This window comes from Photobacterium pectinilyticum, assembly GCF_024357955.1.
Lineage (GTDB): Bacteria > Pseudomonadota > Gammaproteobacteria > Enterobacterales > Vibrionaceae > Photobacterium > Photobacterium pectinilyticum.
This window is the reverse complement of record NZ_JANEYT010000007.1, coordinates 70711-95145: the sequence shown is the minus strand read 5'-3', so window position 1 is coordinate 95145 and position 24435 is coordinate 70711. Positions and strand designations below refer to the sequence as shown.

Below are 24435 nucleotides of genomic sequence, written 5' to 3'. Positions count from 1 at the left end.
TATGGCTTGATAGGGACATTCAAGTTAGAAGCGGTTAACGCCGACGGAAAGGATGTGTAGCACTTGGGGTAAGCATGAATAACGTAGATTCCAGCAATAACCAACTGTTTTCGCCGAAGGAAATGATGGCGGAAGCGGAAAAGTTCGCGCTAAGCAAAGCAAAGAAAACCAGCGGTATGACACTGGGGTTGGCTATTATGGCGGGGGCGTTTATTGGCCTTGCTTTTGTTTTTTATATCACGGTTACTACTGGCAGCGCGACGACCGGATGGGGTCTCAGCCGCTTAGTCGGTGGTATGGTGTTCAGCATGGGGCTGATATTGATTGTCCTATGTGGTGGTGAGCTGTTTACCAGTTCGGTACTGTCCAGTATTTCTTGGGCTAACCGCCAGATCACACTAAGAAAGATGCTCTCCCTGTGGGCCAAGGTGTATATCGGCAACTTCATCGGTGCCATGTTTATGCTGCTGCTGATCAGCGCTGCCGGTATGTTCATGCTCAACAACGGCCAGTGGGGCATGAATGCCCTCAATATCGCCCAGCATAAACTCCATCACACCCCAATACAGGCTTTCTCATTAGGCGTGCTGTGTAACCTGCTTGTTTGCTTGGCTATTTGGATGACCTTCAGCTCAGCCAACGCCTTAAGCAAAGCCATGATCATGGTGCTGCCGGTTTCTATGTTCGTCTCAAGCGGCTTCGAGCACTCAGTCGCCAATATGTTTATGGTGCCGCTGGGTATCACCATCCAGAACTTTGCGCCCGAGCAATTCTGGCAAATGATCTCTGCCAGCCCAGAGCAGTACAGCGATCTGAATATCCCAACCTTCCTAATGGCCAATTTGCTGCCGGTGACACTGGGCAATATTGTCGGCGGTGCGGTATTGGTGGGCCTGACTAACTGGTGTATTTTCCGCCGCCCAGAGCTCAAGGCTGCAAACATCCGTGCTATTACCCAGAGCTTAGACATCGCATCAGTCAAGGAGGCCGATATGCTGTCACACCTAACCATTAAAGATATCACCGACCCACAACCTCTTACCCTATCGGCCGATATGCTGATCCCTACCGCTATCGACATGATGACCACCGCCAATGTCTCAGGCGCACCGGTTTGTGATATCCAAGGCCGTTTAGTCGGGTTCTTGTCGATGTACGATGTAATGAAAGAGTTGTGGTACCGCGACTACCAGCCAAACCAAGAGACCAAGGTGGTCGACTTGATGAAGCAAGATGTTATTGCTGTTAATACCAAAGACCGCCTGGTCGATGTGGTCGAGTTTCTGTGTATCGATAAAGAGCAGCTTTACCCCACCTCGGCAATGGGGATCGCCACCAGCACCACAGCCCTTTCATTGGAAGATCGGGTAAAAGCGCTGCAAGTGAGCAAGCCTCGTATCCTGCCTGTGCTGGATAACGGCCAGTTTGTTGGCACGGTCACCCGTGAGGGTGTAATGGCTGAGCTACGCAACATCTATCAAGATGCCAAAACACAAACGGTGTCGCGTTTAGAAGTTGTTTAATCGGCTTCTTACCAATATAACACTCTCCCAATGAGAAAACCGCAGTCAAGGCTGCGGTTTTTTATTAGCTGGAATAATACCAATCTGAATAAGTAGTTGATCAAGTATTTGCACTGGAAAAATCGTTGTTATCAAGGCAGATATCGCAGTAACTAGTGGCTCTAATTACAAAATATCTAACGCAGAAAACAGCGATTTTAACCTGCAAGACTGGTCAATTATTTATGTAGGTTGATATACCTATGATGAGGTTATTTAACCCCGTAATGGGTCTATTGGTGAACACCCAACGGGCGAGTCGACTTGGCCATACACACCACACAATGTCTTTGCACTGCCACAGAATTAAATTCAATAACCGTTTATCCAACCCGGCACTCTATGACTGGTAATATTCAAGAATATTGACGGGTAGCATTATTGCCATTTATTAACGATACCGTATGGGTGTGTATCGGTAACAAATGTAACTTCCATATTCTGAGTACAAAAAAACCGCAGCGGGGGCTGCGGCTTTTGATTAATTGGAGTGGTTTGATTGCGCTTTATATATCTGGTATTGAGGCGAGGGCTTATTAGCCTACTAGGCTCATTACCATGCCAGACATGCCGTTCGCCTGAGAAAGCATAGACATGCTCATCTGCGTTAGCATCTGGTTCTTCATCATGTTTGAAGATTCAACCGCGTAGTCAGTATCCATGATACGGCCTTTCGCCATTTCAGTGTTTTCCGCCATGTTGCCAAGGTTAGTGATCGTGTGGTCTAGACGGTTGATATTAGCACCTAGCTCAGAGCGAACTGAACCGATACCGACAGTTGCTGGTTGTGAACCGTCACCTGCTGGATCAGCATTACCATTTAGCAGTGCGTCAACAGCGTCCATCGCTAGAGCGGCACCACTTGGAATAGCTGGTTGTGAACCGTCACCTGCTGGGTCTTCATCTCCTGCAGCAGAAAGATCGGCAGAAGCTAGAGCACCAATCGCATCACGGATATCACCTAGGCCGTCAGAAATATCAACCGTCAGTGTTTCGCTTGTTGAAGAGCCGATTTGGAAGGTAACAGCGCCATCAAATTGGCCACCCGCTGCAAACAAGTTGTTACCAGAGCCAAATTGGGTATTTTCAATAACACTATCTAGTTCAGCTGCCAGTTGATCCCACTCAGCCTGCATTGCATCGTGCTCATCAGCAGAGTTAGTGCCGTTTGCTGCTTGAGTCGCTAGATCTTTCATGCGGTGACTGATGTTAGTCATCTCATCAAATGCACCTTCAGCGGTTTGCATCATAGATGTCGCATCTTGTGCATTACGCTGTGCAACACCTAAGCCATTTACTTGTGATTGAAGGCGAGTGGCAATTTGTAGGCCCGCAGCATCGTCAGATGCAGAGTTGATACGTAAGCCAGTCGAGATGCGTTGCATCGCGTTATCCATCGCGCCAGACGTTTTGTTTAGGTTGTTCTGAGTGATTAGAGATGTGTAATTAGTATGAATCGATAGCATGTTATTGCCCTCTGTTTAATATTCTGTATTAGTGTCTACACCTCTATAAAACGACACCTATCTCTGCCCCTTAAACCTATCTTTGCCAATTTTTTTTATTTTTTTCGCCAACGACAATAATAATTTTTTCTTAAATATAAATTTTAAAATTGGCTATTGGCTATTGGCTATTGGCTAGAATGAATTAACTTTCTTATGGGGGAATTACAGAGAGTAACGAGATAAAGAAAAGTAAGAAGTAAGAAGTAAGAAGTAAGAAGTAAGAAGTAAGAAGTAAGAAGTAAGAAGTAAGAAGTAAGAAGTAAGAAAGATTAAAACAGCCAGTAGCAAAAAGAAAATACCATAACCGAGATAATGAAGCCGGTGCGCAGCCACACTTTGAGTGATATAGCTGAGCCCGCGGCAGAACCGCCTTTGCCGTTATTGCCATAGGGGGTCCACAACAATTGCAGCGGTTCATTTTGCAAAAAACCTTTGGCAACCATGCGCCAACCTTGGTCAACGGTTGGCAACAACGCCAATGATAACGCTGGCGGCAAAGTGGAGTTAAGCAGTTGCGGTTCTGTTTGATTACCGCCAACTTGCCAGCGAATAGTGTGGGTTTGGCCTTCTAGCTGCAAACGTAATTGTAGCTCACCTTCCCCACCGGCTAAGCGGAAACTCGGCGATTGCAATGTTTGCGCGCTATAAGCTTGGGGTTGCCCCAGTGACATGCCTGATAAGTTGGCCAGCATACGGACAACCTGCCACTGGGCTTGTGGTAAAGGTTGAGGTGTCGAAGAGTGGGTATTGGCAGTGCTGGCACCTAGCTTGGCGCCTTGCGGCGGCGGCGTGAATTGTTCCGTTTTTAACTGCTGGGGCTCAATTCGCAGTAATTTATTAATCGCCGCAGAGATAGGTGACAGCATGGTGAACCCTCGATATCAGCTTGCCACGCGTTGTTGTTGGTAACGAGTGGCAACATTTAATTTTACTGGCTAAGGATTAATCGCTTAGCTATTTTACCGGCTTAGCAAAGATACCACGGTTTGACGGTGGACATTGGCTTGGACCTTCAAGTTTTGAAAGGCCGAACTAAAGTTATCCCCGCTTGGCAGTATGCGGGATAAATCCGCTTCTGCGCTGTCCAATACCTTGTCACTTAAATAGCGGTTGCGCTGGTTGATCGTATCAATCCGCTGCATGACATCTTGGTTATGAGTGCGAAGCTCTTGAATACTGGATTTGATCTGCTTCATCATCTGCTGGGTTTGTACCAACGTCTGACGCAGCTGATCTTTATCGGTCTGCCAGGTTTGCGGCTCAAATCGAGCTTCGGTGGTTTCCAGTTTGACTCGATTTGGCTGGCCTGCCGGGAAGCGGTCGCCCTGACCGACTACCCGCATTTTTTGCGACAAATGCTGCCAGTCCGCTTCATTGGCCGAGAACACCAATTGGCGCTGCTTGTTGAGTGATACCCCGATCCCATGCTCGTTAAGTGCTTGGCGAAACTGCATGGCCTGCTGCTCTGGCGTCGCATTGGCCGCCAATTTAACCGGCACCGCATTGGCACCGCCTTTGGCAAGGTTGAAAATGACCGTTTCATCACGCGGGCTGCTGCGTTTGGTATCCAGTCCTTTGATTTGGAAGGACGTACGCGGCTCACCATGGAACACGGGCTTGAGCTGACGGCTTAGCACAGGCTGATCTTTATACGTCGCCTGCTGCAGGCGCTGTTCCATCCGACTGGCTAGCTGCTCAATGTCAGCGGTGATTTTTGGCGAAGCACTACCGGCTCGCATGGCAAACTCTACCCGCTTACCCAGTTGGGCTAGGTTTTGACCAATGTCATTGAGGCTAGACTCCGCCACACGAGAAGCGGCGACTTTATGCTGAGCTCGCTGGATCAAGCTGTGCTGGCGGGTATGTTCGGGGGTAAGGGTTTGCGACAGGCGCAATGGATCCGGCTGCTTGTTATCAGGTACTGCAGCCGTTTTAGTAGCTGGCCTTGCAATTACCTGTTGCTGGCGACTGGCACCGGCCGCTGCCGAGCGAAGATCATTTACCTGATAAACCATGTGTTTTCCATCAATCAAAAAATGCCCTGCCGAGATCACCGGCAGGGCAACTATTACATAATACTAAACAAAGACAAGCTGGCTGTTTTGGCATAGGTCGACTGGGTTGCCTGCAGTGCCAACAAGTAGTTGTTATATTGCACCATGGCATCGGCGTAATCGAGATCTTCCAATTGCCCGATCAAGTCATTGTTAAATAGCTCAACTTCACTGTGACCATCTTGCATCGTGGTCAAGGCATTCTGGCGGCTACCTAAACTGGTCACCGTACCCGACACTGACAGCAAGGTATCATCAAGCACATCGATGCTACGGCCAATAATCTCACTGCCTTCAAAGTCAAAATCAGGGTCGCGCAACGCATCAACCAGCTCATCTAACTGATTAAAGATATCCACCCCGCCCGAGAAGAACATATCCCCAGCATTGACGTTAAGCTGAATCGTTACGCCATCGCCAACCACCACTTCACGGATGCCGGTGTCACCTTGGTAAGTCCAGTTGCCTTCTTCATCTTTCACCAAAGGCTGGGTATTCACCTCATTACCCGAGAAGATGTACTTACCGTTTTCATCTTTCGAATTAACCAAACTCACCAAGCTGTCTTGCAAGTGCTCAAGTTCGTTAGCCATCGCGGCCAGTTCATCAGGGCCGTTAGCTCCGTTACCGGCCCATAGCATCAAATCACGGACTTGATGCAAGACATCGGTTGCACTGCTCAAATACGTTTCTTGTTTCTTCAAAGCCACATCAGCCTGCTCGATATTGCCCTGATATTGGCCGATCGCTGCCTGCTCACGCTTAAGGTTCATCACCCGCGTCGAGGCCATTGGATCATCAGATGGAACCAGCAACCGCTTACCGGTTGCCATTTGCTGCATGATCTTATTGATGCCCAAGGAGTTCTGGCTCAGGCTACCAGACATCATCTGGCTATATTGATTAGTACTTACACGCATGGCGGTGTCCTTAGAATAGCTGCATGATTGACGCAAACATCTGATTCGATGCGCTAATCACCTGCATGTTGGCTTGGTAAGCTTGCTGGTACATCATCAGACTGACGGCTTCTTCATCAAGGTTAACCCCGCTGGTTGCCGATTTCTCAATCGTTGCCTGGAGATAAATATTACTGGCCGCATCGTGATCCGATTGCGCCTGACGGCTTTTCACTGCGATATCACCCAGCAGAGAATTAAACGCGCTGCCTAAGGTTTGCGAGCCCAGATCACCAATCTCAAACTCTTGGTCTTTAATCTCGATCAATTTCAGCAGATTGTCGGTATTACCTGGGGTGCCGTCACCCGACAGAGCCAAGTCTTCTGGTTTGAAATCCGGATTGATAGACAGCGTTGACGCTGGGTTTTCCGGATCAAAAACAAACAAGGGCTTACCCGGCTCACCGTTTAAGTCAAAACCTTCGGCCAGTTGGTCGTTAAAGGCTTGGGCAAACTCAAAGGCGATATCATTGATCGCTTCCTGAGTTGGGATCAGCACATCTTTTTCATATGCCGACAGTGCCCCCAGCTTGCCCCCGATGTCGTCATCTAGCGGGAAGCTTTGGCCATTGAGCGATAACGACAGCACATCACTGCGCGGATTATCCGGATCCGATTCCAAGCTAAACTGAGCAACCTGACTCCCCATCACCAATGGCTGGCCGTTAGGCAGTGCAATATTCAGCGTGCCGTCACCGGCATCGGTAATACGGACATCCACAATTTCCGACAGCTCGGCAATCAACACATCACGCTCATCCTGAAGCGCAGAGGTATTGGCACCCGTGGCATCACCTTTGCGGATCTCGTCGTTGAGCTTGCTAATATTAGAAAGCAAACTGTTCGCTTGCGAGACCCCGCTGCTGCGCTGCTGTGATAGATCACTGTACTGACCATCCAGCGAGCTGCTCAATTGATTAAAGCGGTTACCCAAGGCTTCCGCCTCACTGATGATCAACGAGCGGTGAGCCGAACCGTAAGGCGAGGCACTGGCACCGTTTAGTGCCGAGAAAAAGCTGTCAAAGCCTTGGCTCAAGTCCATCGAATCGCCAGACAGCAAGGTTTCCAAGCGCTTAAGCTGCTGGGCTGATGTCGACGTTTCACCCAGCATAGAACCTGCACGGAAGATCTGGTTGGTTTGGTACTGGTCGGTCACTCGACGAATGGCACTGACCGACACACCGTTACCCGCATCTTTCATACTCATGCTGGTTGAGCCAATCGCCGACAGGTTTACTTGCTGGCGACTGTAGCCCGGGGTGTTGATGTTAGCAACGTTCTGGGCCGTCACATTCATGCCCACTTGGCTTGCCTGTAGTCCAGACAAGCCGATATTCATCAAACTCATACGTTAGAGCCCTCACGGTTAAAATGCAGCAAAGACTGGCTAAATGCGCTGCCCGCGATCGGACCTTGCTCTGCCTTACTTGACGTTAAAGCGACCTCATCGTTAGCTTCCTTAAACGCCGACTCACCGCCCAGTTGACGGACAATCACTTCCGCCAAACCAAGCTGGCTTTTTGACATCTCGATAGCCACCTGACCATCAAAAAACTCCTGATAGGTCTTGTGCTCACGGCTTCCGAACAAAGCATTGTCATCATCGGTATTGAGTGCCTCGCTCGCTTTACGCATCTGCTTGAGCACCATCTGTAAAAACAGCGATTCAAATTGCTCCGCGACCGTTTGAATCGCCTGCTGCGAGTCATCCGTGCTTTTCAGATCAGCCAACTGACGACTGTCGAATGTGGTTATCGTTCCCATCGAAGAGTTTGCCGCAATGCGGCTGGTCGCCATTGGCTGCAACGCCATGGTATTTACCGGTAAAACAGTTACTGTCATTCTCTGTCCTTAAATCACAACCAGTTCAGCATCCAATGCACCCGAAGAGTGCAGCGCCTGAAGGATGGCGATCAAGTCATCGGGAGAAGCACCGAGGCTATTGACGGCTGAAACGATGGTTTCCAGCTCTACGCCCTCCGGCCAGATGAACATTGGATTACGTTCGTGGTTGATATCAATTTCGCTATCCGGGGTCACGACCGTGTTGCCACTGCCAAACGCATTGGGTTGGCTAACATTGAACGACTCGGCAATGGTCACCGTCAAACTACCGTGACTCACGGCTGCCCGGCCAATACGCACACCATTACCGACCACGACAGTGCCAGTGCGACTGTTAAAGACTACTCGCGCTCGCTGGCGGCCAATATCAACGGTCATATCTTCCAACATCGACATGAAGATCACCCGCTGTTCAAAGTCCTGCGGCGCAGAAACTTCGACCCGAGCATTGCTCAATGCCATCGCTGTATCCGGACCAAAGACCTCGTCAATTTGACGAGAGATATTACGCGCGGTCGTGAAGTTAGGACGTAGCAAATTCAATGTGACTTTAGGCTGGGAAGTGAAATCGGATGGGATTTCCTCTTCGATTATCGCCCCACCTGGAATGCGACCAGTGGTTGGCACGTTAACCGTAATGCTTGAACCGGAGCGGCCCTCGGCTTTGACCCCCGCCACCACCAAGCTCCCTTGGGCAACCGCATAGATCTGGCCATCAATCGCACGCAGTGGTGTCATCACCAAGCTGCCGCCGCGCAGGCTTTTGGCATCACCGATAGACGATACCGTTACATCAATGGTTTGCCCCGGTCCGGCCAATGGTGGAATAGAAGCGTGAACACTGACCGCTGCCACGTTACGCAGCTTAGGGTCAATTTTTTCAGGTAGTTGCAAACCAAACTGGCGCAACATATTCGTGACCGACTGACTGGTGAATTTTACCTGATTACGATCGCCTGTCCCATCAAGACCGACCACTAGGCCATAGCCAATCAACTGATTTTCTCGCAGCCCTTGGATATCCACCAAATCAATCAAATGGCGCTCGTTGGTTGCAGCATTGGCGGCATCAACAAACAGGAAAGGCACGACCAGCACAGTCAATAAAATGATAAGTTGCTTAAACATAATGCCTCTTAGATTGGGAACAACGGATTAACAAACAGCTTGGTCAACCAGCCTGCGTCATTGGCATCGGCCAATACACCGCTTTGGGAATAGGTAATACGTGCATCACCCACGCGCTGAGAGGAAATTTGGTTTCCGTTGTCGATATCATCCCCCCGCACCAAGCCATCAAGGCGGATAAACTCGTCGCCTTGGTTAAGGCGGATCCACTTCTCCCCTTTAATCCGCAGCACTCCGTTAGGCAGCACTTCGTGCACCATCACCGTAATGGAGCCACTCAAAGAGTTACGCTGCGAGCTGGCTGAACTGCCGCGAAAATCCCGATTACCGGAAAGATCACCACTGGCACTGCCGCTGCTAGAGCCGGTCGCAAAACTACCCACCAAGCCACCGCTGGCATTTTTGCCAAAGTTGGTATTGGCCTGCTTGCTCGAGCGGGTATCTTCATCCAGCGATACCGTCAACATATCGCCAACACGGTAGGCACGGCGATCCTGAAACAGGGTCCACATATACCCATCACGGTAGACCGAGCCACTACGGGCATCCGGCAGCGAGTAATCCAGCATCGGGGGGGCGTAATCCAAATCATCCGGAGCTGGACGCTCATCCATCAACGAGGGAGTGGATGAACAACCAGCCAGAAGCATGGCGGCAAGCCATGCTCCCAAGCGTCTCACGGTTTTAACCTTCGTCAGTCTTGCCATGGCTTACAGTACCTGAGAAATGTACTGCAACATCTCATCCGATGAAGACAGTGCCTTGGCATTCATCTCGTAGCCGCGCTGGGTCGTGATCATGTCAACCATCTCCTCGACCACCTGAACATTCGAGCCTTCCAACACCCCTTGCTTTAGCTGCCCGAATGCCCCTTCGCCGGCAATACCGTCAATCACATCACCGCTTGATGCCGTGGCGCGGAACAGGTTACCGCCAAGTGCCTCAAGGCCAGCTGGATTGATGAAGTTAGCCAAGGTAATCTGGCCAATTTCCTGTGGCATATCGTCATTGGCAATCTTGGCCGTGACAATACCGTCAGTACCAATGGTAAGAGTTTCAGCATCTTCAGGAACTTGGATTTGCTGAGCCAGCGGCAAGCCCTGAGTATTGACCAGCAAACCATCAGAGTTCATGTGAAACTGACCATTGCGAGTAAATGCCTGCTCACCATCCGGCGTTTCGAGCTCAAAGAAGCCTTGACCATCAATAGCCACATCCAAACTTTGGCTGGTAGTTTGGTACATCCCTTCGGTAAAGACCTTTTGAGTACCAACAACACGCACACCCGAACCAAGTTGAATGCCGGTCGGCAATTCATTGACTTCATCCGCCATGGCACCCGGCTGGCGCTGAATTTGATAGAACAGATCTTCAAACGCCACGCGGTCGCGCTTGTAACCGACGGTATTGACGTTGGCAAGGTTGTTGGAAATGGTCGCCATTTTCGTATCTTGTGCGGCTAAGCCAGTTTTACTGATCCATAGTGCTGCGTTCATCTCTTATCCTTTACGCTCTGATCAGGCGGTTGCCTGCTTCTGCAATTTTTTCTGCGGTTTGCATCATCTTTAGCTGCATTTCAAAGTTACGGCTCAGTTGCATCGATGCCACCATTTCTTCTACGGCCACAACGTTACTTTGCTCGAGAAAGCCCGATACCATCATTACGGTTTCGTCATCGTTAAGCGGCTGGCGATCATTGGTCGTAAATAAGCCGTTTTCCAGCTTACCCAAGTCCTGCACCGGCGGGGTCACCAACTTCAGGCGTCCTACTTCAACCGCCAACACCTCACCTTCCGGCACGATATTGATCAGTCCGTTGTCACCAAATTCGATGCTGCTGTAGAGCGGGACGTTCATCACATCGCCACCGTCAGCCAGTACAGGCAAACCACCAATCATAAGATCACCGTTTTCGGTGCGCTCAATCGCCCCTGAACGGGTATAAGCTTCATCGCCTTCTGGCAACTGAACGGTAAAAAAGCCGTCACCACGGATAGCCAAATCCAGTTCACGTCCGGTGGTTTGTAGCTCCGCGGCATCAAAACGAGTCCCCGCCGACTGGGCTTCAACCAGCGTACGGCTGTCAAAGCCGCTGCCCTGTACGGCAAACGCCTGCGCTCGCTCCATATCGGCACGGAAACCATGGGTATTGATGTTAGCTAGATTGTTGGCCCGAACCTGCTGGGCGTTAAATATCCGCCCAGCCCCGCTTGCCGCGGTATAAATCAAACGATCCACACTACCGTCCTTACATGTTGAACAGCACTTGGGCAAGCTGCTGCTGGGTTGATAGTGACTGGGCATTGGCCTGATAGTTACGCTGCGCCGTCATTAGGCCCACTAGCTCACCGGTTAGGTCAACGTTTGATTCCTCAATGTAACCTGAGTACAACCCGCCTAAAGTGCCCGTACCCGGTACGCCGATCAGTGGCTGGCCCGAAGCTTGTGTCGCCGACCAACCGGTATTGCCCACCTGCATCAAACCGCCGGTATTGGGGAAGTCTGCCAATACGATTTGCCCCTGCATCATCTGCTCACCGTTGCTGTAGTTGGCAAATACCATACCGCTGTCATCGATAGTGATACCGGTCAGTTCACCGGCGGTATAGCCATTGCTACGGTTAGTCGATACCGCGAACTCACTGCCATACTGGGTAGTACCTGACATGGAAAGAGCAATATTCATCTCTGCCGCACCTTCCGGGGCAAACGAAAGGCTAATGTTGCCCGTTGGCTCAACCAACTTACCGTTATCATCGAATTCCAATGCCTGACCACTTTCGTCTTCCATCACTTCGCCATTCATGGCGTAATGCACTTCCCACTCGTTATCGCCAGTTTTAACAAAGTATTGGGTCAAGGTGTGCTCATTACCCAATGAGTCATAAACCGTTGTCGTGTACGAAGAGTTGAAGCTATCGCTGTCTTCCGGATCAAACGGAATACGATCACCGTTTTCATCAACAATCTCTGAGGCGCCAGCATCCAAGTTTGCGGCAAAATCAACACGATCCGTGGCCTTAGCCGCAACCGAACCTGTCGAGACCTGAATATCGCCAACAGAACCGGTTTGAAGGTTACCGCTGCTGTCTGTGGTGTAGCCTTGCAAACGTAAACCGGCACTGTTAACTAGGAAGTTGTCTTTATCTTGCTGAAACATGCCAGCACGGCTATAGGTGTAGGCACCATCTTCGCCCTGCAGAACAAACATGCCATTGCCGCCAATCGCCAAATCGGTGGTGCGTCCCGTCATATTGAAGGCACCATCGTTGAATGACTGAGACAGGCTCGCCAGTTCAACACCACCACCCATGCCACCGTTCATCAGTGCCGAGAATTCCGCGCGAGATGATTTAAAGCCAACGGTGGATACGTTAGCGATGTTGTTACTGATCGTGTTCAATTCCTGAGAGGTGGTATTCAAACCACTCATTGCAATGTTAAAGCTCATTATTATTTCTCTTCTAACCTAGATATTTGAAAACCGCTCTATCGGCGGCCTGCCAACGTAAATAAAGGGGTCGGTTCCGGAGACTGAGAATCAGAACCTTGTGTATCGCCGTACTGGTTAACATTGTAAAACGGCACATAGCCCACGCCAGAGATCAAGAACTCTGGTGAACCGCCGCCCGGTGGAATACGCATTTTCTCGATGGTGCCTGCAATCATGACATCCGGCTTGTAGTCGCTGTCATTGGTCACCACAGTAAGATCGTATTGGCCATTTTTAAGGCCCAGTGTTTCTGGGTCGATAACAAAGGCCACTTCACCTTCACTGTTAGCCCCAAGTTCAATCGTTTCTACCAATTCACCGGCATCGTTGCGGATTTCGACCTTGAGATCGTCAACGGCACTATCGAGATCAATCACCGCACTCAAAGACTCGCCTTCAAGATCCAAGGTATCGGTCGTCACACGCACATCCTGACCCACCATACCGGCAGTGGTCAGCACCTGAATGTTGTCGAGCAGCACCATCTGGTTGACGACGGTGCTGTTCATGTTCTGCATGGTTTCCACCTGGGTCATTTGCGCCAACTGGCTCATGAACTGGGTTGTATCCAATGGGTCAAGCGGTGTCTGGTTTTGGATCTGCGCAATCATCAAAGTGAGGAAGGTATTATCCTGCTCACCATTGCTAGCGATTGGATCCTGACCACTGGTGGTTGTAGTGCCATTGCTACTAGTAACGTAGGGAGTGCTCATCGGGATATCCTTACTGACCTAATTTCAACAGGCCTTGCTGCATGCTGCGCGCACGCCCAAGGACATCAACACTGGTTTCAAAACTGCGTGATGCTGACATCATGTCGGCCATTTCCGATACCACATCCACATTGGGATAAAACACATAGCCATCAGCATCAGCAATTGGGTTGCCCGGTTCATATCGACGAGCCAGCTCACCTTCAACGGGCACCACATCCAGAACTTGCACCCGGGCACCAGCACTCTGGTTAGTCTGAAACTGGCTATTTTCATACACCGTCGAGAACACCGGCTTACGGCTTCGGTATGTTCCCGCCTCGGTGGTTGATCCCGCGTCGGCATTGGCCAAATTACTGGCAATAGTATTGAGACGCAGGGTTTGCGCAGTCATTGAAGAGCCGGCAATTTGGTAAATTTCACTAAATGACATACTGGATTACTGTCCTTGAATAGCTGTCGCCAGCCCTTGAAATTTCATGTTCAAAAAAGTCAGGCTGGTTTCGAAGTCCATGGCATTTTGAGCGTACTGCGCCTGCTCAACCCCAAGTTCTACAGTGTTGCCATCCATCGTGTTGTTATAAGGGTTACGGTATTGCAACGCTGGCGCTGTTTGCGCCGCTACCTGGCCACTGCGGCTTTGCTGTTGCGCCTCGACAGAAGCGATTGCAGCCTGAAAATCAAAATCTCGCGCTTTGAACCCCGGTGTATCGACATTTGCCAAGTTACCGGCCAACACCTTGGCACGCTCGGTACGAAGGTTTAAAGTGTGCGGGTGAATCCCGAGGGCTTTGTCAAAGTTGATTCCCATTTGGTGTCCTTTAAGTGCAAGAAATCATAAACTTGCCAAGTACAAACAAAATGCATGCCAACTTTTCAAACGCCTGATTAATAACAATAAAAACACTATGACACTCAAGGGGAAGTCAAAAGCGGAAGCGGCACTTCCGATACGGAAAAGCAAGCGGAAATACCAAGGCGGAAACGATTCCGCACACCGGAAAATGAAGAATGGAATAATTGAAATGGCGACATTGACCCGCAACTCAGCAACAACCTCCGCGATTGCCCTGCTGCTATTTTGTACAGTTTCAGGCTCCTCGGTGTTGGCCCAAGCCGTCTCGGAACCAGCCGTTGCAACGGTTGAAGCTCAGATAGAAAATCAAGTGTCAGATGCAATAAGAGGAGAAGTCAGCCGGGCAGCGAAACAGCACCAGTGGCCAACCGAACAAGCTGAAATGTTACTCCGATTGCCTAGCGGCAGCCACCGGATGGAGAAATGTGCCTCTCCTCTGAAAATTGAACGGACAGACAGACGCCGTTACCCAGCAGGACGATTACGGTTTACTGTCAGTTGTCATCAGCCAACAACATGGCAACTGACGGTACAAGCCGATGTCAGTATTACCGTCCCTGTTGCATTCGCGGTACGTACGTTGCGTAAAGACGAAATCGTCACCGCCGATGATATCGTCTTAAAACCAACTGACATCGCGTCTATCAACCGAGAATTCTTTGCCACCTCGCAAGATTTTATCGGCCTGCGCGCCCTCAGGCAGATCCGCCGCGATCAGCAACTCTCCCCTTCTCACCTGAGCCCAGCCTACCTGGTTTCAGCTGGTGACAAGGTGATCATTCAAGCCGACAATGGACACTTTAGCGCCAATATGTCAGGCATTGCGCTAGAAGGCGGGTATTCCGGACAGCAAATACGGGTAAGAAACACCAGCTCAGGCAAGGTGATCAAAGCCGCTATCGCTAAGCCCGGACTGGTTACCACGCTTTTTTAAATTGATTTAATCAAGCGGCTTGGTTGGTCGTTTAACCTTAGTATCGGAGAAGAAGTCAGGAGATATGCCATGATCGAGTCAACCAAAGCAAGTTTGCAGTTAGCCACTGCAATCCAAAACCAACCGAAGAAAACACCTGAAGCGGCCAGTAATGAAGTATCAACTTCACCAGCGCCGATCTCTTCAGTGAAAAAGCCCAGTGCTGATGTCAGCCCGCAAGCACAAAGCATGGATACCTTACAGCAGGAGCTTAAGCGTATCCCTGATGTCGATATGGTTAAGGTCAATGAAATCCGTACCTTACTAGCCAGCGGCAATTACGAAGTTGATCTTGATGGACTGGCTGCCAGCATCCGCGGTGCCCACAACCGCGACTGATTGTTTAAGACCACATTTAACATCACGTTTAACACCCCCGGAAGTTAAATACCATGAACCAAAAATCAGCGTCAGTCATCAAGAGCTTCATTCAAGATATCCAGCGTGATCTGGCTGATTACCAGCAGCTTCATCAACTATTGAAGGTGCAGCATCATAATATGCTGCATCGCAATGGCGAAAAACTCACCGCGATGGCGGAGTCCCATCAGCATTTACTACAACAATTACAGCAACGCGCTGATCAACGGACGTGGACACTCAACCAACTTGGTATGGATAACTCCCCCGACAGTGTCAATCGCCTGATCTCCGCCCTTCCAGCCCAGTATCGCCAGCCTGTCGACCAAAAATGGACACTGCTCAAGAGCCTGGTTCATACCTGCATGGCACAAAACGAGCGCAACAGCCGCTTGTTAATGATGCAGCAAGACATCCTCACTCAGGTACTGCATCAAGACAATGATGCCACCTACCAGCCAGCGTAATACCAACCTACATAAATATTTGATCAGTCTTGCAGGTTAAAATCGCTGTTCTCTGCGTTAGATATTTTGTAATTAGAGCCACTAATTACTGCAATATCTGCCTTGATAACAACGATTTTTCCAGTGCAAATACTTGATCAACGACTTATCCAGATTGGTATAACTCTCAAACCATCGACTATTCTGTCACTTAAGCCCAATAGAAAACGCCGCAGTGAGTACTGCGGCGTTTTTGTTTGCTTTGCCAATAAAAATTAGAAAGTGGGCCGGATAAACCGTTGCATGGCCATTTCATCCATCAGCTTTTGCTCGCTCTTGGCAGCAAGCCTGTCATGATGCTGGCGACGTTTCTCTATTACACTCTCCAAGCTTTTAACCTTCACATGCTGCTGGACAACATGCTGCTTAAGGCTTACCTGCTCAGCCTGGGACAATGCGAGCGTTTGTGTTTGGATTTCAGTTAAGTGCTTGAGGTGATCACGAATAGCAAAGCGGTTAGTCCACGCCAATGCCGTTTCACCAGCGACCACTTGGCAAGAATCGTAAAGTGCATCCAACTGTTCTAGTTTTTCGAGATGATTGGCGCAATCTTGCTGTTTCTTTTGGAACTGCTGTCCCAACTTTTCCAGCTCTCCCTGTCTGATTTGGCGAAACCGATCTAATGCCTTTGATTGCTTAGCCAAGGTTTAGCTCCTGTATCAATTGGCTCATTTGTCGATCAACTGTTCCCCAATCCGCTTGCTCATCCATTTCTTGTTGCAGGAAAGCCACCAGTTTAGGGTGAGCAAGTACCGCTTGATCCATTTCCGGATCATTACCCGGCTGATAACCACCCAGTGGGATCAATTCGCGAACCTCCTGATAACGACTATACAGTTGCTTAAAGCGCATGGCATGACGTAACTGATCTTTCGTGACCACCTGCGGCATGGTACGTGAAATGGATTGGGAAATATCAATGGCTGGATAATGGCCGGCTTCTGCCAGTTGGCGATTCAAAACCACGTGACCATCGAGAATAGCCCGTGCACTGTCAGCAATGGGATCTTGCTGATCGTCGCCTTCCGTTAACACCGTATAAATGGCACTCATACTACCCTGCTCCGAGGCACTGTTACCTGCCCGCTCAACCAGTTGCGGTAACATACTAAATACCGAGGGCGGATAACCTTTGGTCGCAGGTGGCTCACCCAGTGCCAGAGCGATCTCCCGCTGCGCCATGGCAAAACGGGTTAGGGAGTCCATCAACAACAGCACATCCTTGCCTTGGTCACGGTAATATTCCGCCACCCGATGGCAAAGCTGAGAAGCACGCAGGCGCATCAGGGGCGATTCATCAGCTGGGGCCGCTATCACGACCGCCCGTGCCAAACCCTCAGGTCCCAAGGAGTGTTCAATAAACTCCTTCACTTCGCGGCCACGCTCACCAATCAAGCCCACCACCACGACATCGGCACTGGTTTGACGGGTGATCATACCAAGCAAAACACTTTTACCCACGCCACTACCGGCAAAAAGGCCAATTCGCTGGCCTTTACCTAGGGTCAATAAGCTGTTGATAGCCCTTATCCCGACATCCAGCGCCCCATCAATCGGCCGCCTTGCCATCGGGTTGATGTTTTCACTCTCAAGGCTGATATCATCCTGACCTAGCACCGGACCCAAGCGGTCTAAAGGCTCACCGAGGCCATTGAGCACCCGACCAAGCCATTGTGGACCAATACGGATCAGGCTCTCGCCTTCGAGTGGCCAAACTTTGGCTCCAGAGAATAGACCCGACGCATTACTGACAGGCATCAAATAAGCAACCTCACGATTAAAACCCACGGTCTGTGCTTCAATCTTGGTGCCATTCCCCGTTTCAACCAGACATCGCTGTCCAGTAAGCAGCCTGCAACCGACGGCTTCTAACATCAATCCAGTGACTTTCACCAACCGCCCGGTGACTTTCGCCACCGGGACTGAGTCGAGAGAGGCCAGTGCTTGCTCTAGCCGGTAATCGATTATGTTACTCATGATGCCTGCTTGATCGCCCCATCATGTTCTTCAGCATTAACTTCTAGTACGACTTGCTCATCAAGCAGATGACCTTTTACCGCAGACATACAAGCATCAAGGCGTTGTTCGCAGCCAGCATCCGCTTCGGCATTTTTAGTTACAACCCGACATTCGCCTTGGCGTAGGGTGTCGTCACAGACAATGTTCCATTCATCAATTTTATCGCTGGCCACATTTTCGAGGTGAGTAAATTCCTCACTGGCCATTTTGACTTTCAGGCCGACAGGCTCACCAGGCAGGCTTTCAAGTGTTTCTTCAACCAAAGCCAAGATTTGTTGAGGCTGGAGAGCCAGCTCACAACGGATCACTTGTTGAGCGACTTTCTGCACCAGTTCGCACATCTGCTCTCGCTGGCGACGCTCGTGCTCAGAAAACAACTCAGCCATCTGCTGGTGCATTTGGGCAAAGGGCTGGGTTGCTTTGACAAACTGTGCCTTACCCTCTTTGATCCCCTGAGCGATCCCTTGATCCCGGCCTTGCTGCACACCTTGATCGAAGCCTTGCTGCTGGCCCTGTTCAATCCCCTGCTGCAATCCTTCCTCGTGGCCACGGGTCATACCCTGTTGAAAGCCTTGGTTAAACTGAGCTTGAACGTCTTCTTGCTGATCCAATTCGGCAGAGGCATCGAGTAATGCATCTCCTTCAATACCGGTCATAAGGCGGGCATCCTCATTCAGCTCATCGAGCCCGAAGTCATCCAGCGCCAAATTATCGAAACCGAAGTCATCCCCTCCAAGCTCATCACCCATCAAAAGTCCGTCATCCAGACTGTTGTCGAACCCATCACCAAACGCCGTGCCTGCATGGTTACGGGCTGATGCTGCAGAGTGCGCTTTCGTCGACGGTGCTAGGCTTGATGGGTCAACCAACGGCGGGAAACGATGGCTGCGAAACTGGCTTGCTTGCAAGCGCATGATTTTATTTCGTCTAAACATCTCTATTCCACCGTGGTTTCTTGATATAGCTGCAGGCTAATCACTTTGGATTCATTCAGATCACGAACATAGTCCATGATTTCCGAGCGAGCTTCTTGTACTTGACGTAATGACACTTTACCCAACTGGGATATTTCACTTTCCATCGATTGCTGCATACGACGTGGCAAGACAGTTAGCAATGCCTTGCGCATTGCCGGTTCAGCCCCTTTCAATGCCATTGCCAGCAAATCGGTTGGGATTTCTTCCAGAATACGCAAACGCACCGCTTCTGGCTGACGAATAAGGATAGAGAACTCGTACATCTTGTTCTTAAGGCGCTCGGCCAGTTCTGTATCGTGCTCTTCAAGGGCGGTCATCAGGCTCAATTGATCACCGGTGAAACGGTTGATAATGTCAGCAACCTGCTTCTCACCTTCAATCACCGCTCCCGAATTTTCAGCCAGGAATTCAATACAGCGGTCAACCAAATCTTGCAGTTCCAGCGCTACGTCACGGCTGACTTCTGTTAACACCGCAATTCGGCGCAAAACATCTTTCTGCTCATCTTGCGATAGCTCGGCCAACACCTGAGAGGCAATATCCGGCGGTAGAAAAGCAATAAAGACGGCCTGCATCTGAATGTGTTCATTCATCAAAAATTTGGCAAGTTGCTTGGGCTCAATCCACTGCAACCGCTGCATCGTGGTGCGGATCTCATCACCATAGATTGTGTCCAGCAGGTTACGGGCCAAGCGTCCCCCCAATGCTTTATCCAAAGTACGTTGCAAAAACGGGCGTGATGCCCCGCTGATCCCCGATTGGGCACGGAACTCTTCAAAGAACCCTTGTAATACAAAACGCGCTTCAATACTGCGGATCGCTGGTTGCTGGGCCATCGCGTGGCTGACTTTAAGCAGTTCATCCCGCGACATATGCCGCATCACCTGTGAGGCAGATTCTTCACCCATGCTGAGCAGCAAAATCGCGGTTTGCTCCATCGGTTCCAGCAGCACTTCACCGTCTGCCAAATGGCTAAAATTACTTAGACTCATTGCTATTCACCCACTTCTTGATTACTTCTGCGACGCGTTCTGGTTCAACTTCGGTGAGCTTTTGCAAGTGCTTCACCTGTACCTCCAACTCCGATCCCGGTGGTGGCAATGTCGATAAATCAAATTCGCTCTCTCCAGCAGACTGCGGAGCACTGTCCTCATCCACCATACCGCCTTGGGCAATGGAGTCGAGTAATGCATCGGCTAGGTCCTGCTCGCTGCCGATAGGGGTATTCATGCTTGATGACTGGAATTCACGGGCTGAATCGACAGCAGGCATCTCATCGCTAGGCATTATTTCAGCCCCGGCAGGTGCGGTTGCCAGTGCCGTCGTCACTGGTACTTGGCGCTGCAACGCCTTAACTAATGGGCGTAGTACAAAGATGATGAATGACAAACCCAGCAGGGTGTAAACACCGTATTTTGCCAGCAACAACAGTTGCTGATCGTGCCACCACGGGGTATCAACCGGCGCAGCATCTATCGAACGGGCAAAATTAAATGCATGCAGGCTGAACTGATCTCCTCGCTCAGCGACATATCCAACAGAATCTTTAACCATTTGAGCCACTTGCTCCAATTGTGCTTGTTGCCAACCTTGTTCATGAACATCATCGTTAAGCAACACTGAGACAGATAACATTTCGATCCCACCTTGGGCGTGGCGGGTATGGCGAACCTTACGACCCACATCATATTGGCGGCTAAGCTCAGCGCGCTCATTGCGGGTTTCATTGTTGGTGGTCCCTTCTTCCCCAGTCGGCTGGTTGCTCAGTGCGCCCGGGATCCCCATCGCCAACTGACCTTGGGTGTTATCCTGCTTAGTAAACTCAGTACGCAACACAGGATCACTGTCGACAGATTCATGAGTCTCTTCGATTTGGTCGAAGTTCAGCGTCGCCGCGACTTGAACCCGGAAGTTTCCAACCCCCAACAATGGTGCCAGCATATCGCCAGCACGGCGTACGATGTCGCGTTCCACCCGCTGTTGCAGCTCATGGAAACGCACATTGACCTGAGATTGCTGCCCCATGGCCAAGTCAGCGCTAAGCAGATTACCGTACTGATCGACCACTGATATCGCATCGACCGCCATACCGGTAATACTGCCACTGACCAAATTAACAATGGCTTCCACCTGAGACTGGTCGAGCTGCATGCCCGGCTCCAACTCCAGCATCACAGCTGCCGATGGCTTTTCTTCGTTAATACCAACAAACAAAGTACGGTTCGGAATAGCCAGGTGAACCCGAGCATGGTTCACCGAACGGATAGCCAGAATGGTTCGAGCCAACTCCCCTTCCAGCCCCTGACGGTAACGGGCATTTTCAATGAACTGGCTGGTGCCAAGGCCCGTACTACGGTCAAGGATTTCTAGTCCTTCTGGCAATTTCGCCTTCACTCCACGGGCAGCAAGGACGATCCTTACATCCGCCAAACGGTTGGCGGGAACGAGGATCTGACCTGACTGGCTATCGAGCTGAAACTGGATTTTTTCCTGCTCTAATACCGATAAAATCTCACTATTATCGTAACGTTCCTGGGTACCATAAAGAGGCTTGTACGGGCTCGTCTGGGTCCACATCACCACCACGATAAATAGCGAAACCAGCAGAGCAAGCGCCGTTATCAGTGCTACGTTCTTGTACTTGCCATCTAATCGCGTTTGGATTTTGTTTTTGTATGACAGCCATTTGCTTGATGCTGTCTGTTCTGGGTTTTCAGCTACTGTTGTACTCATTTTCTTCTCACTACAGAGGCATCTTCAGTACATCGTCATAGGCGGCCAAGAGCTTGTTCCTTACCTGTGTCAATGCTGAAAAAGAAATACTGGCTTTCTGGCTGGCGACCATCGCGCCAACCAAATCATCGGAACGACCGGCATCCACATCAGCCGTTAGTTGGTGGGCTGTATGCTGCTGGTTATCAATCCGACGCACGGCTTGTTGCATGGCAGTCTGAAAGTTACCGGTTGAGGGATGCGAGAGGTTAACCGCGACTTGAGTGCCACTCTGCGCCTGTTCGCGCATCACGGCCATACGCTGTAACATCTCGTTCTGCATCATTGAGGTTTGATTCGACATAACGTCCGTCCTTTTCCTTATGCCGCAGTGCCAGATTGGTGAATATAAGAGTCGATGTTGATCCCCTGCTCACGCATGGCGGCAATCTTGTAGCGCAATGCGCGAGTCGACATCCCCAAGGCTTCTGCTGTGTGATTACGTTTGCCATTGAAGCGAGCTAACGTGTCGAGAATAAATTGGTGCTCGGCATTCATACGGCTTTGCTTAAGGGCTTGCTTGGCATCTTCAACCACCTCGGTGATTGCCCCTTCCACCATGGTACTCAGCATATCGTTGAGCATGAGATCCTGGACCGTGATCCAATGGCCATGGCGCATCACTAACGCCCGCTGGATTGTGTTTTCCAACTCACGGATATTACCCGGCCAGCTGTAGTGCAGCAGCACCTGTTGCGCTTCTTCCGATAGGCTGCAAGAGTCAGTGCAACCGGCATTGAGTTTGCGAATAAAGTGGTTGGCCAGAGGCAAAATATCTTCTTTGCGATCACGCAGCGGTGGCCACTGTAGTGGCAAAACATCCAAGCGGTAATAAAGATCTTGGCGGAAACGCCGTTCCGCAACAGCCTGCTGCAAATCAACATTGGTCGCAGCAATAACACGAATATCCAAGGCAATCGAACGGTGACTACCTAGGCGTTCAACCTGACGTTCCTGCAACACGCGCAACAGTTTAGCCTGCAGAGCCGGCGGCATCTCACCAATTTCATCGAGCAACAGGGTGCCGCCGTTAGCTTCTTCGAACTTACCGGCTTGACTTTGGGTTGCGCCGGTAAATGCCCCTTTATTGTGACCAAACAACACGGCTTCTAACATGCTTTCAGGGATCGCGGCACAGTTAATCGCGACAAATGGCTCTTCACTGCGTGGCGAGTTATCGTGAACATATCGCGCTAGAACTTCCTTGCCAGTACCAGACTCACCAGTGATCAGTACGGTTGCATCCGTCTGAGCAGCACGGTGGGCCATTTGCAGCACTTGCAGGCTACGACGGCTGGAAGCCACGACTTCACGTTTTGGCGATTGTACGGTCTGGTTACGCTGCATTAGCGCAGTAATTTGTTCTGGCTGATAGGGCTGTAATAAATAGTCATCAGCGCCAGCTTGCATGGCATCGCTGGCCAGTTTGCTTTGCTGATAATCAACAATTGCGACCACCGTCCCCTTTATGGCTATCTGCTTGGCCCGACGAATAGTCGACAGCATGTCCATATCTGTCAGGTTGTCAGCCACAAACAATAAGCTATCCGGCTGCTGGCGCAATTTCATCAAGGCATCTGCAGCGGTGGAGGCATTACGAACCGTGTATCCCTCAGCACTCAAGGTTTTGATAGCTGCCGCTGCTTGGATAAGGCAACGGTGAGCAAAAATCACATCGCTGGATGTCATGCTCCCTCCCTGACCAAACGTAGCTGTACCCGGCGGTTTTGCTGGTTGGCATCTATGCTCGTACCCTGGTGGACGGGATAACGCTGACCATGAGCGCGAAGTTGAATGAGATCACGACGAATGCCCAAAGCGACCAGTTCATCAGCAACGGCTTGAGCACGTTGGCGCGAAAGCCATAGATTATCTAACGATGTCCCGGTGAGATCGGTATGACCATCAATGAGTAGTGCACTGATTCCTTGGTCGTAGCGGATATAACGGGCAATATCACTGAGCATTTGGCTTTGTTCAGCGCTCATCCGGCTATCACTGCTGGCAAACAGGAAGGTATTGTCTTTCGCTTGCTCATACCCGACTGGCAGCATTTGCGCCAAACATGATTTGAACGCCTGATAAGACGGAGCAAAACTAACCGCAGGAATATCCCAGCTTTTTATTTCTTGATGCTGGTTATAGCTGACCGAGATTTGTCCCCATGCCCCTTTTTCCATTTCATTAAGTAGATAGTGGAGCGATTCCGTTCCTTCAAAAATCAGCCCATGCTGACCATTTTCTCGGCCTTGCAACAGCTTGCGCAGGGGCTTATCTTGCTCCCACGGCGAATAATTGACGCTTAACGACACATTGTCGACAAAATATGGTCGTTGGCTGCTAGTAAAGGAAAACAAATATGGCTGAGCCGAGTTTACAATAAACGCAACACTGCCATCGAACTTAAGATCCTTTGTTAATTTACAAGAAAAGCGATCTCCTGAGAATTGCCAATCTACTTTATCTAAAGGCGCTAAGATAGGTTTTGCTTGTGCGCTTGTTGATAAAAAAACTAACAAAGAAAGCACTGCGGTTGATTTGATTGCTTTCATATTAAACAAATTGCCTAACTGGTAATAATTATTTTCACTCTCGTATAAATAAATAACGAGAATAACAACGTCTGCAAGCACATTTTTGTTAGCGACAAATACATTCATATGCAACAAGTAATAACTTTAAATATATTTATATGCAACAAGACACGGCT

Annotated in this window: 26 protein-coding genes; 4 read left to right on the top strand and 22 right to left on the bottom strand. The window is 50.1% G+C overall.

Annotated features, from left to right (window positions below; all coding sequences use genetic code 11):
- Nucleotides 1–74 precede the first annotated feature (74 nt).
- A complete protein-coding gene (focA, locus tag NHN17_RS05050) occupies nucleotides 75–1523 on the top strand; it encodes a formate transporter FocA (protein ID WP_255041040.1) in 1449 nt (482 codons plus the stop codon).
- A 575-nt stretch (nucleotides 1524–2098) separates the two neighbouring features.
- Here focA and lafA read toward each other — a convergent pair.
- The 14 genes from lafA to flgB all read right to left on the bottom strand — a co-directional run bounded on the left by lafA (nucleotide 2099) and on the right by flgB (nucleotide 14073).
- Nucleotides 2099–3028 carry a lateral flagellin LafA gene (gene lafA / locus NHN17_RS05045; protein WP_255041039.1) on the bottom strand — a complete coding sequence of 310 codons (930 nt, stop codon included), beginning with the start codon at nucleotides 3026–3028 and terminating at the stop codon, nucleotides 2099–2101.
- Nucleotides 3029–3339: 311 nt separating this feature from the next.
- Nucleotides 3340–3936: a hypothetical protein gene (locus NHN17_RS05040; protein WP_255041038.1), complete on the bottom strand. Its 597-nt coding sequence runs from the start codon at nucleotides 3934–3936 to the stop codon at nucleotides 3340–3342.
- Nucleotides 3937–4029: 93 nt separating this feature from the next.
- Nucleotides 4030–5085 carry a hypothetical protein gene (locus NHN17_RS05035; protein ID WP_255041037.1) on the bottom strand — a complete coding sequence of 352 codons (1056 nt, stop codon included), beginning with the start codon at nucleotides 5083–5085 and terminating at the stop codon, nucleotides 4030–4032.
- 53 nt (nucleotides 5086–5138) lie between these two features.
- Complete coding sequence (gene flgL, locus NHN17_RS05030; RefSeq protein ID WP_255041036.1) at nucleotides 5139–6044, bottom strand: flagellar hook-associated protein FlgL; 906 nt, start codon at nucleotides 6042–6044, stop codon at nucleotides 5139–5141.
- A 10-nt stretch (nucleotides 6045–6054) separates the two neighbouring features.
- Nucleotides 6055–7431, bottom strand: coding sequence for a flagellar hook-associated protein FlgK (gene flgK / locus NHN17_RS05025; protein ID WP_255041035.1), 1377 nt, complete (start codon nucleotides 7429–7431; stop codon nucleotides 6055–6057).
- Nucleotides 7428–7925, bottom strand: a complete 498-nt coding sequence (locus NHN17_RS05020) for a rod-binding protein (protein WP_255041034.1) — start codon at nucleotides 7923–7925, stop codon at nucleotides 7428–7430. The genes flgK and NHN17_RS05020 overlap by 4 nt, the downstream gene beginning before the upstream one ends.
- Before the next feature lie 9 nt (nucleotides 7926–7934).
- Nucleotides 7935–9056 carry a flagellar basal body P-ring protein FlgI gene (locus tag NHN17_RS05015; protein ID WP_255041033.1) on the bottom strand — a complete coding sequence of 374 codons (1122 nt, stop codon included), beginning with the start codon at nucleotides 9054–9056 and terminating at the stop codon, nucleotides 7935–7937.
- An 8-nt stretch (nucleotides 9057–9064) separates the two neighbouring features.
- Complete coding sequence (gene flgH / locus NHN17_RS05010; RefSeq protein ID WP_255041032.1) at nucleotides 9065–9763, bottom strand: flagellar basal body L-ring protein FlgH; 699 nt, start codon at nucleotides 9761–9763, stop codon at nucleotides 9065–9067.
- Between the two features lie 3 nt (nucleotides 9764–9766).
- Nucleotides 9767–10552, bottom strand: a complete 786-nt coding sequence (gene flgG, locus NHN17_RS05005; RefSeq protein ID WP_255041031.1) for a flagellar basal-body rod protein FlgG — start codon at nucleotides 10550–10552, stop codon at nucleotides 9767–9769.
- A gap of 10 nt (nucleotides 10553–10562) precedes the next feature.
- On the bottom strand, nucleotides 10563–11294 hold the full coding sequence (locus NHN17_RS05000; protein WP_255041030.1) for a flagellar basal body rod protein FlgF: 732 nt from the start codon (nucleotides 11292–11294) through the stop codon (nucleotides 10563–10565).
- A gap of 10 nt (nucleotides 11295–11304) precedes the next feature.
- A complete protein-coding gene (gene flgE / locus NHN17_RS04995; protein WP_255041029.1) occupies nucleotides 11305–12507 on the bottom strand; it encodes a flagellar hook protein FlgE in 1203 nt (400 codons plus the stop codon).
- Nucleotides 12508–12545: 38 nt separating this feature from the next.
- Nucleotides 12546–13262: a flagellar hook capping FlgD N-terminal domain-containing protein gene (locus NHN17_RS04990; RefSeq protein ID WP_255041028.1), complete on the bottom strand. Its 717-nt coding sequence runs from the start codon at nucleotides 13260–13262 to the stop codon at nucleotides 12546–12548.
- 10 nt (nucleotides 13263–13272) lie between these two features.
- Complete coding sequence (gene flgC / locus NHN17_RS04985) at nucleotides 13273–13695, bottom strand: flagellar basal body rod protein FlgC (protein ID WP_255041027.1); 423 nt, start codon at nucleotides 13693–13695, stop codon at nucleotides 13273–13275.
- Between the two features lie 6 nt (nucleotides 13696–13701).
- On the bottom strand, nucleotides 13702–14073 hold the full coding sequence (gene flgB / locus NHN17_RS04980; RefSeq protein ID WP_255041026.1) for a flagellar basal body rod protein FlgB: 372 nt from the start codon (nucleotides 14071–14073) through the stop codon (nucleotides 13702–13704).
- Between the two features lie 214 nt (nucleotides 14074–14287).
- Between flgB and flgA the strand changes: the two genes are divergently transcribed.
- The 3 genes from flgA to flgN all read left to right on the top strand — a co-directional run bounded on the left by flgA (nucleotide 14288) and on the right by flgN (nucleotide 15918).
- The gene (gene flgA / locus NHN17_RS04975) at nucleotides 14288–15052 is read left to right on the top strand and encodes a flagellar basal body P-ring formation chaperone FlgA (protein ID WP_255041025.1); all 765 of its coding nucleotides are present in this window, start codon (nucleotides 14288–14290) and stop codon (nucleotides 15050–15052) included.
- Nucleotides 15053–15121: 69 nt separating this feature from the next.
- On the top strand, nucleotides 15122–15430 hold the full coding sequence (gene flgM, locus NHN17_RS04970; RefSeq protein WP_255041024.1) for a flagellar biosynthesis anti-sigma factor FlgM: 309 nt from the start codon (nucleotides 15122–15124) through the stop codon (nucleotides 15428–15430).
- 53 nt (nucleotides 15431–15483) lie between these two features.
- Nucleotides 15484–15918: a flagellar export chaperone FlgN gene (flgN, locus tag NHN17_RS04965; RefSeq protein ID WP_255041023.1), complete on the top strand. Its 435-nt coding sequence runs from the start codon at nucleotides 15484–15486 to the stop codon at nucleotides 15916–15918.
- 254 nt (nucleotides 15919–16172) lie between these two features.
- Here the strand turns inward: flgN and fliJ are convergent, their stop codons facing one another.
- Genes fliJ through NHN17_RS04925 form a run of 8 tightly spaced genes read right to left on the bottom strand, consistent with a single transcriptional unit; the run spans nucleotide 16173 to nucleotide 24277 of the window.
- Nucleotides 16173–16601, bottom strand: coding sequence for a flagellar export protein FliJ (gene fliJ / locus NHN17_RS04960; protein WP_255041022.1), 429 nt, complete (start codon nucleotides 16599–16601; stop codon nucleotides 16173–16175).
- Nucleotides 16594–17934 carry a flagellar protein export ATPase FliI gene (gene fliI, locus NHN17_RS04955; protein ID WP_255041021.1) on the bottom strand — a complete coding sequence of 447 codons (1341 nt, stop codon included), beginning with the start codon at nucleotides 17932–17934 and terminating at the stop codon, nucleotides 16594–16596. The genes fliJ and fliI overlap by 8 nt, the downstream gene beginning before the upstream one ends.
- Complete coding sequence (fliH, locus tag NHN17_RS04950; protein ID WP_255041020.1) at nucleotides 17931–18911, bottom strand: flagellar assembly protein FliH; 981 nt, start codon at nucleotides 18909–18911, stop codon at nucleotides 17931–17933. Before fliH ends, fliI begins: the two co-directional genes overlap by 4 nt.
- A gap of 2 nt (nucleotides 18912–18913) precedes the next feature.
- Complete coding sequence (locus NHN17_RS04945; protein WP_255041019.1) at nucleotides 18914–19945, bottom strand: FliG C-terminal domain-containing protein; 1032 nt, start codon at nucleotides 19943–19945, stop codon at nucleotides 18914–18916.
- Nucleotides 19932–21686: a flagellar basal-body MS-ring/collar protein FliF gene (gene fliF, locus NHN17_RS04940; protein WP_255041018.1), complete on the bottom strand. Its 1755-nt coding sequence runs from the start codon at nucleotides 21684–21686 to the stop codon at nucleotides 19932–19934. The genes NHN17_RS04945 and fliF overlap by 14 nt, the downstream gene beginning before the upstream one ends.
- A gap of 10 nt (nucleotides 21687–21696) precedes the next feature.
- Nucleotides 21697–22029, bottom strand: a complete 333-nt coding sequence (fliE, locus tag NHN17_RS04935; RefSeq protein ID WP_255041017.1) for a flagellar hook-basal body complex protein FliE — start codon at nucleotides 22027–22029, stop codon at nucleotides 21697–21699.
- 17 nt (nucleotides 22030–22046) lie between these two features.
- Nucleotides 22047–23414, bottom strand: a complete 1368-nt coding sequence (locus tag NHN17_RS04930; protein WP_255041016.1) for a sigma-54-dependent transcriptional regulator — start codon at nucleotides 23412–23414, stop codon at nucleotides 22047–22049.
- The gene (locus NHN17_RS04925; RefSeq protein WP_255041015.1) at nucleotides 23411–24277 is read right to left on the bottom strand and encodes a MotY family protein; all 867 of its coding nucleotides are present in this window, start codon (nucleotides 24275–24277) and stop codon (nucleotides 23411–23413) included. Before NHN17_RS04925 ends, NHN17_RS04930 begins: the two co-directional genes overlap by 4 nt.
- Nucleotides 24278–24435 lie beyond the last annotated feature (158 nt).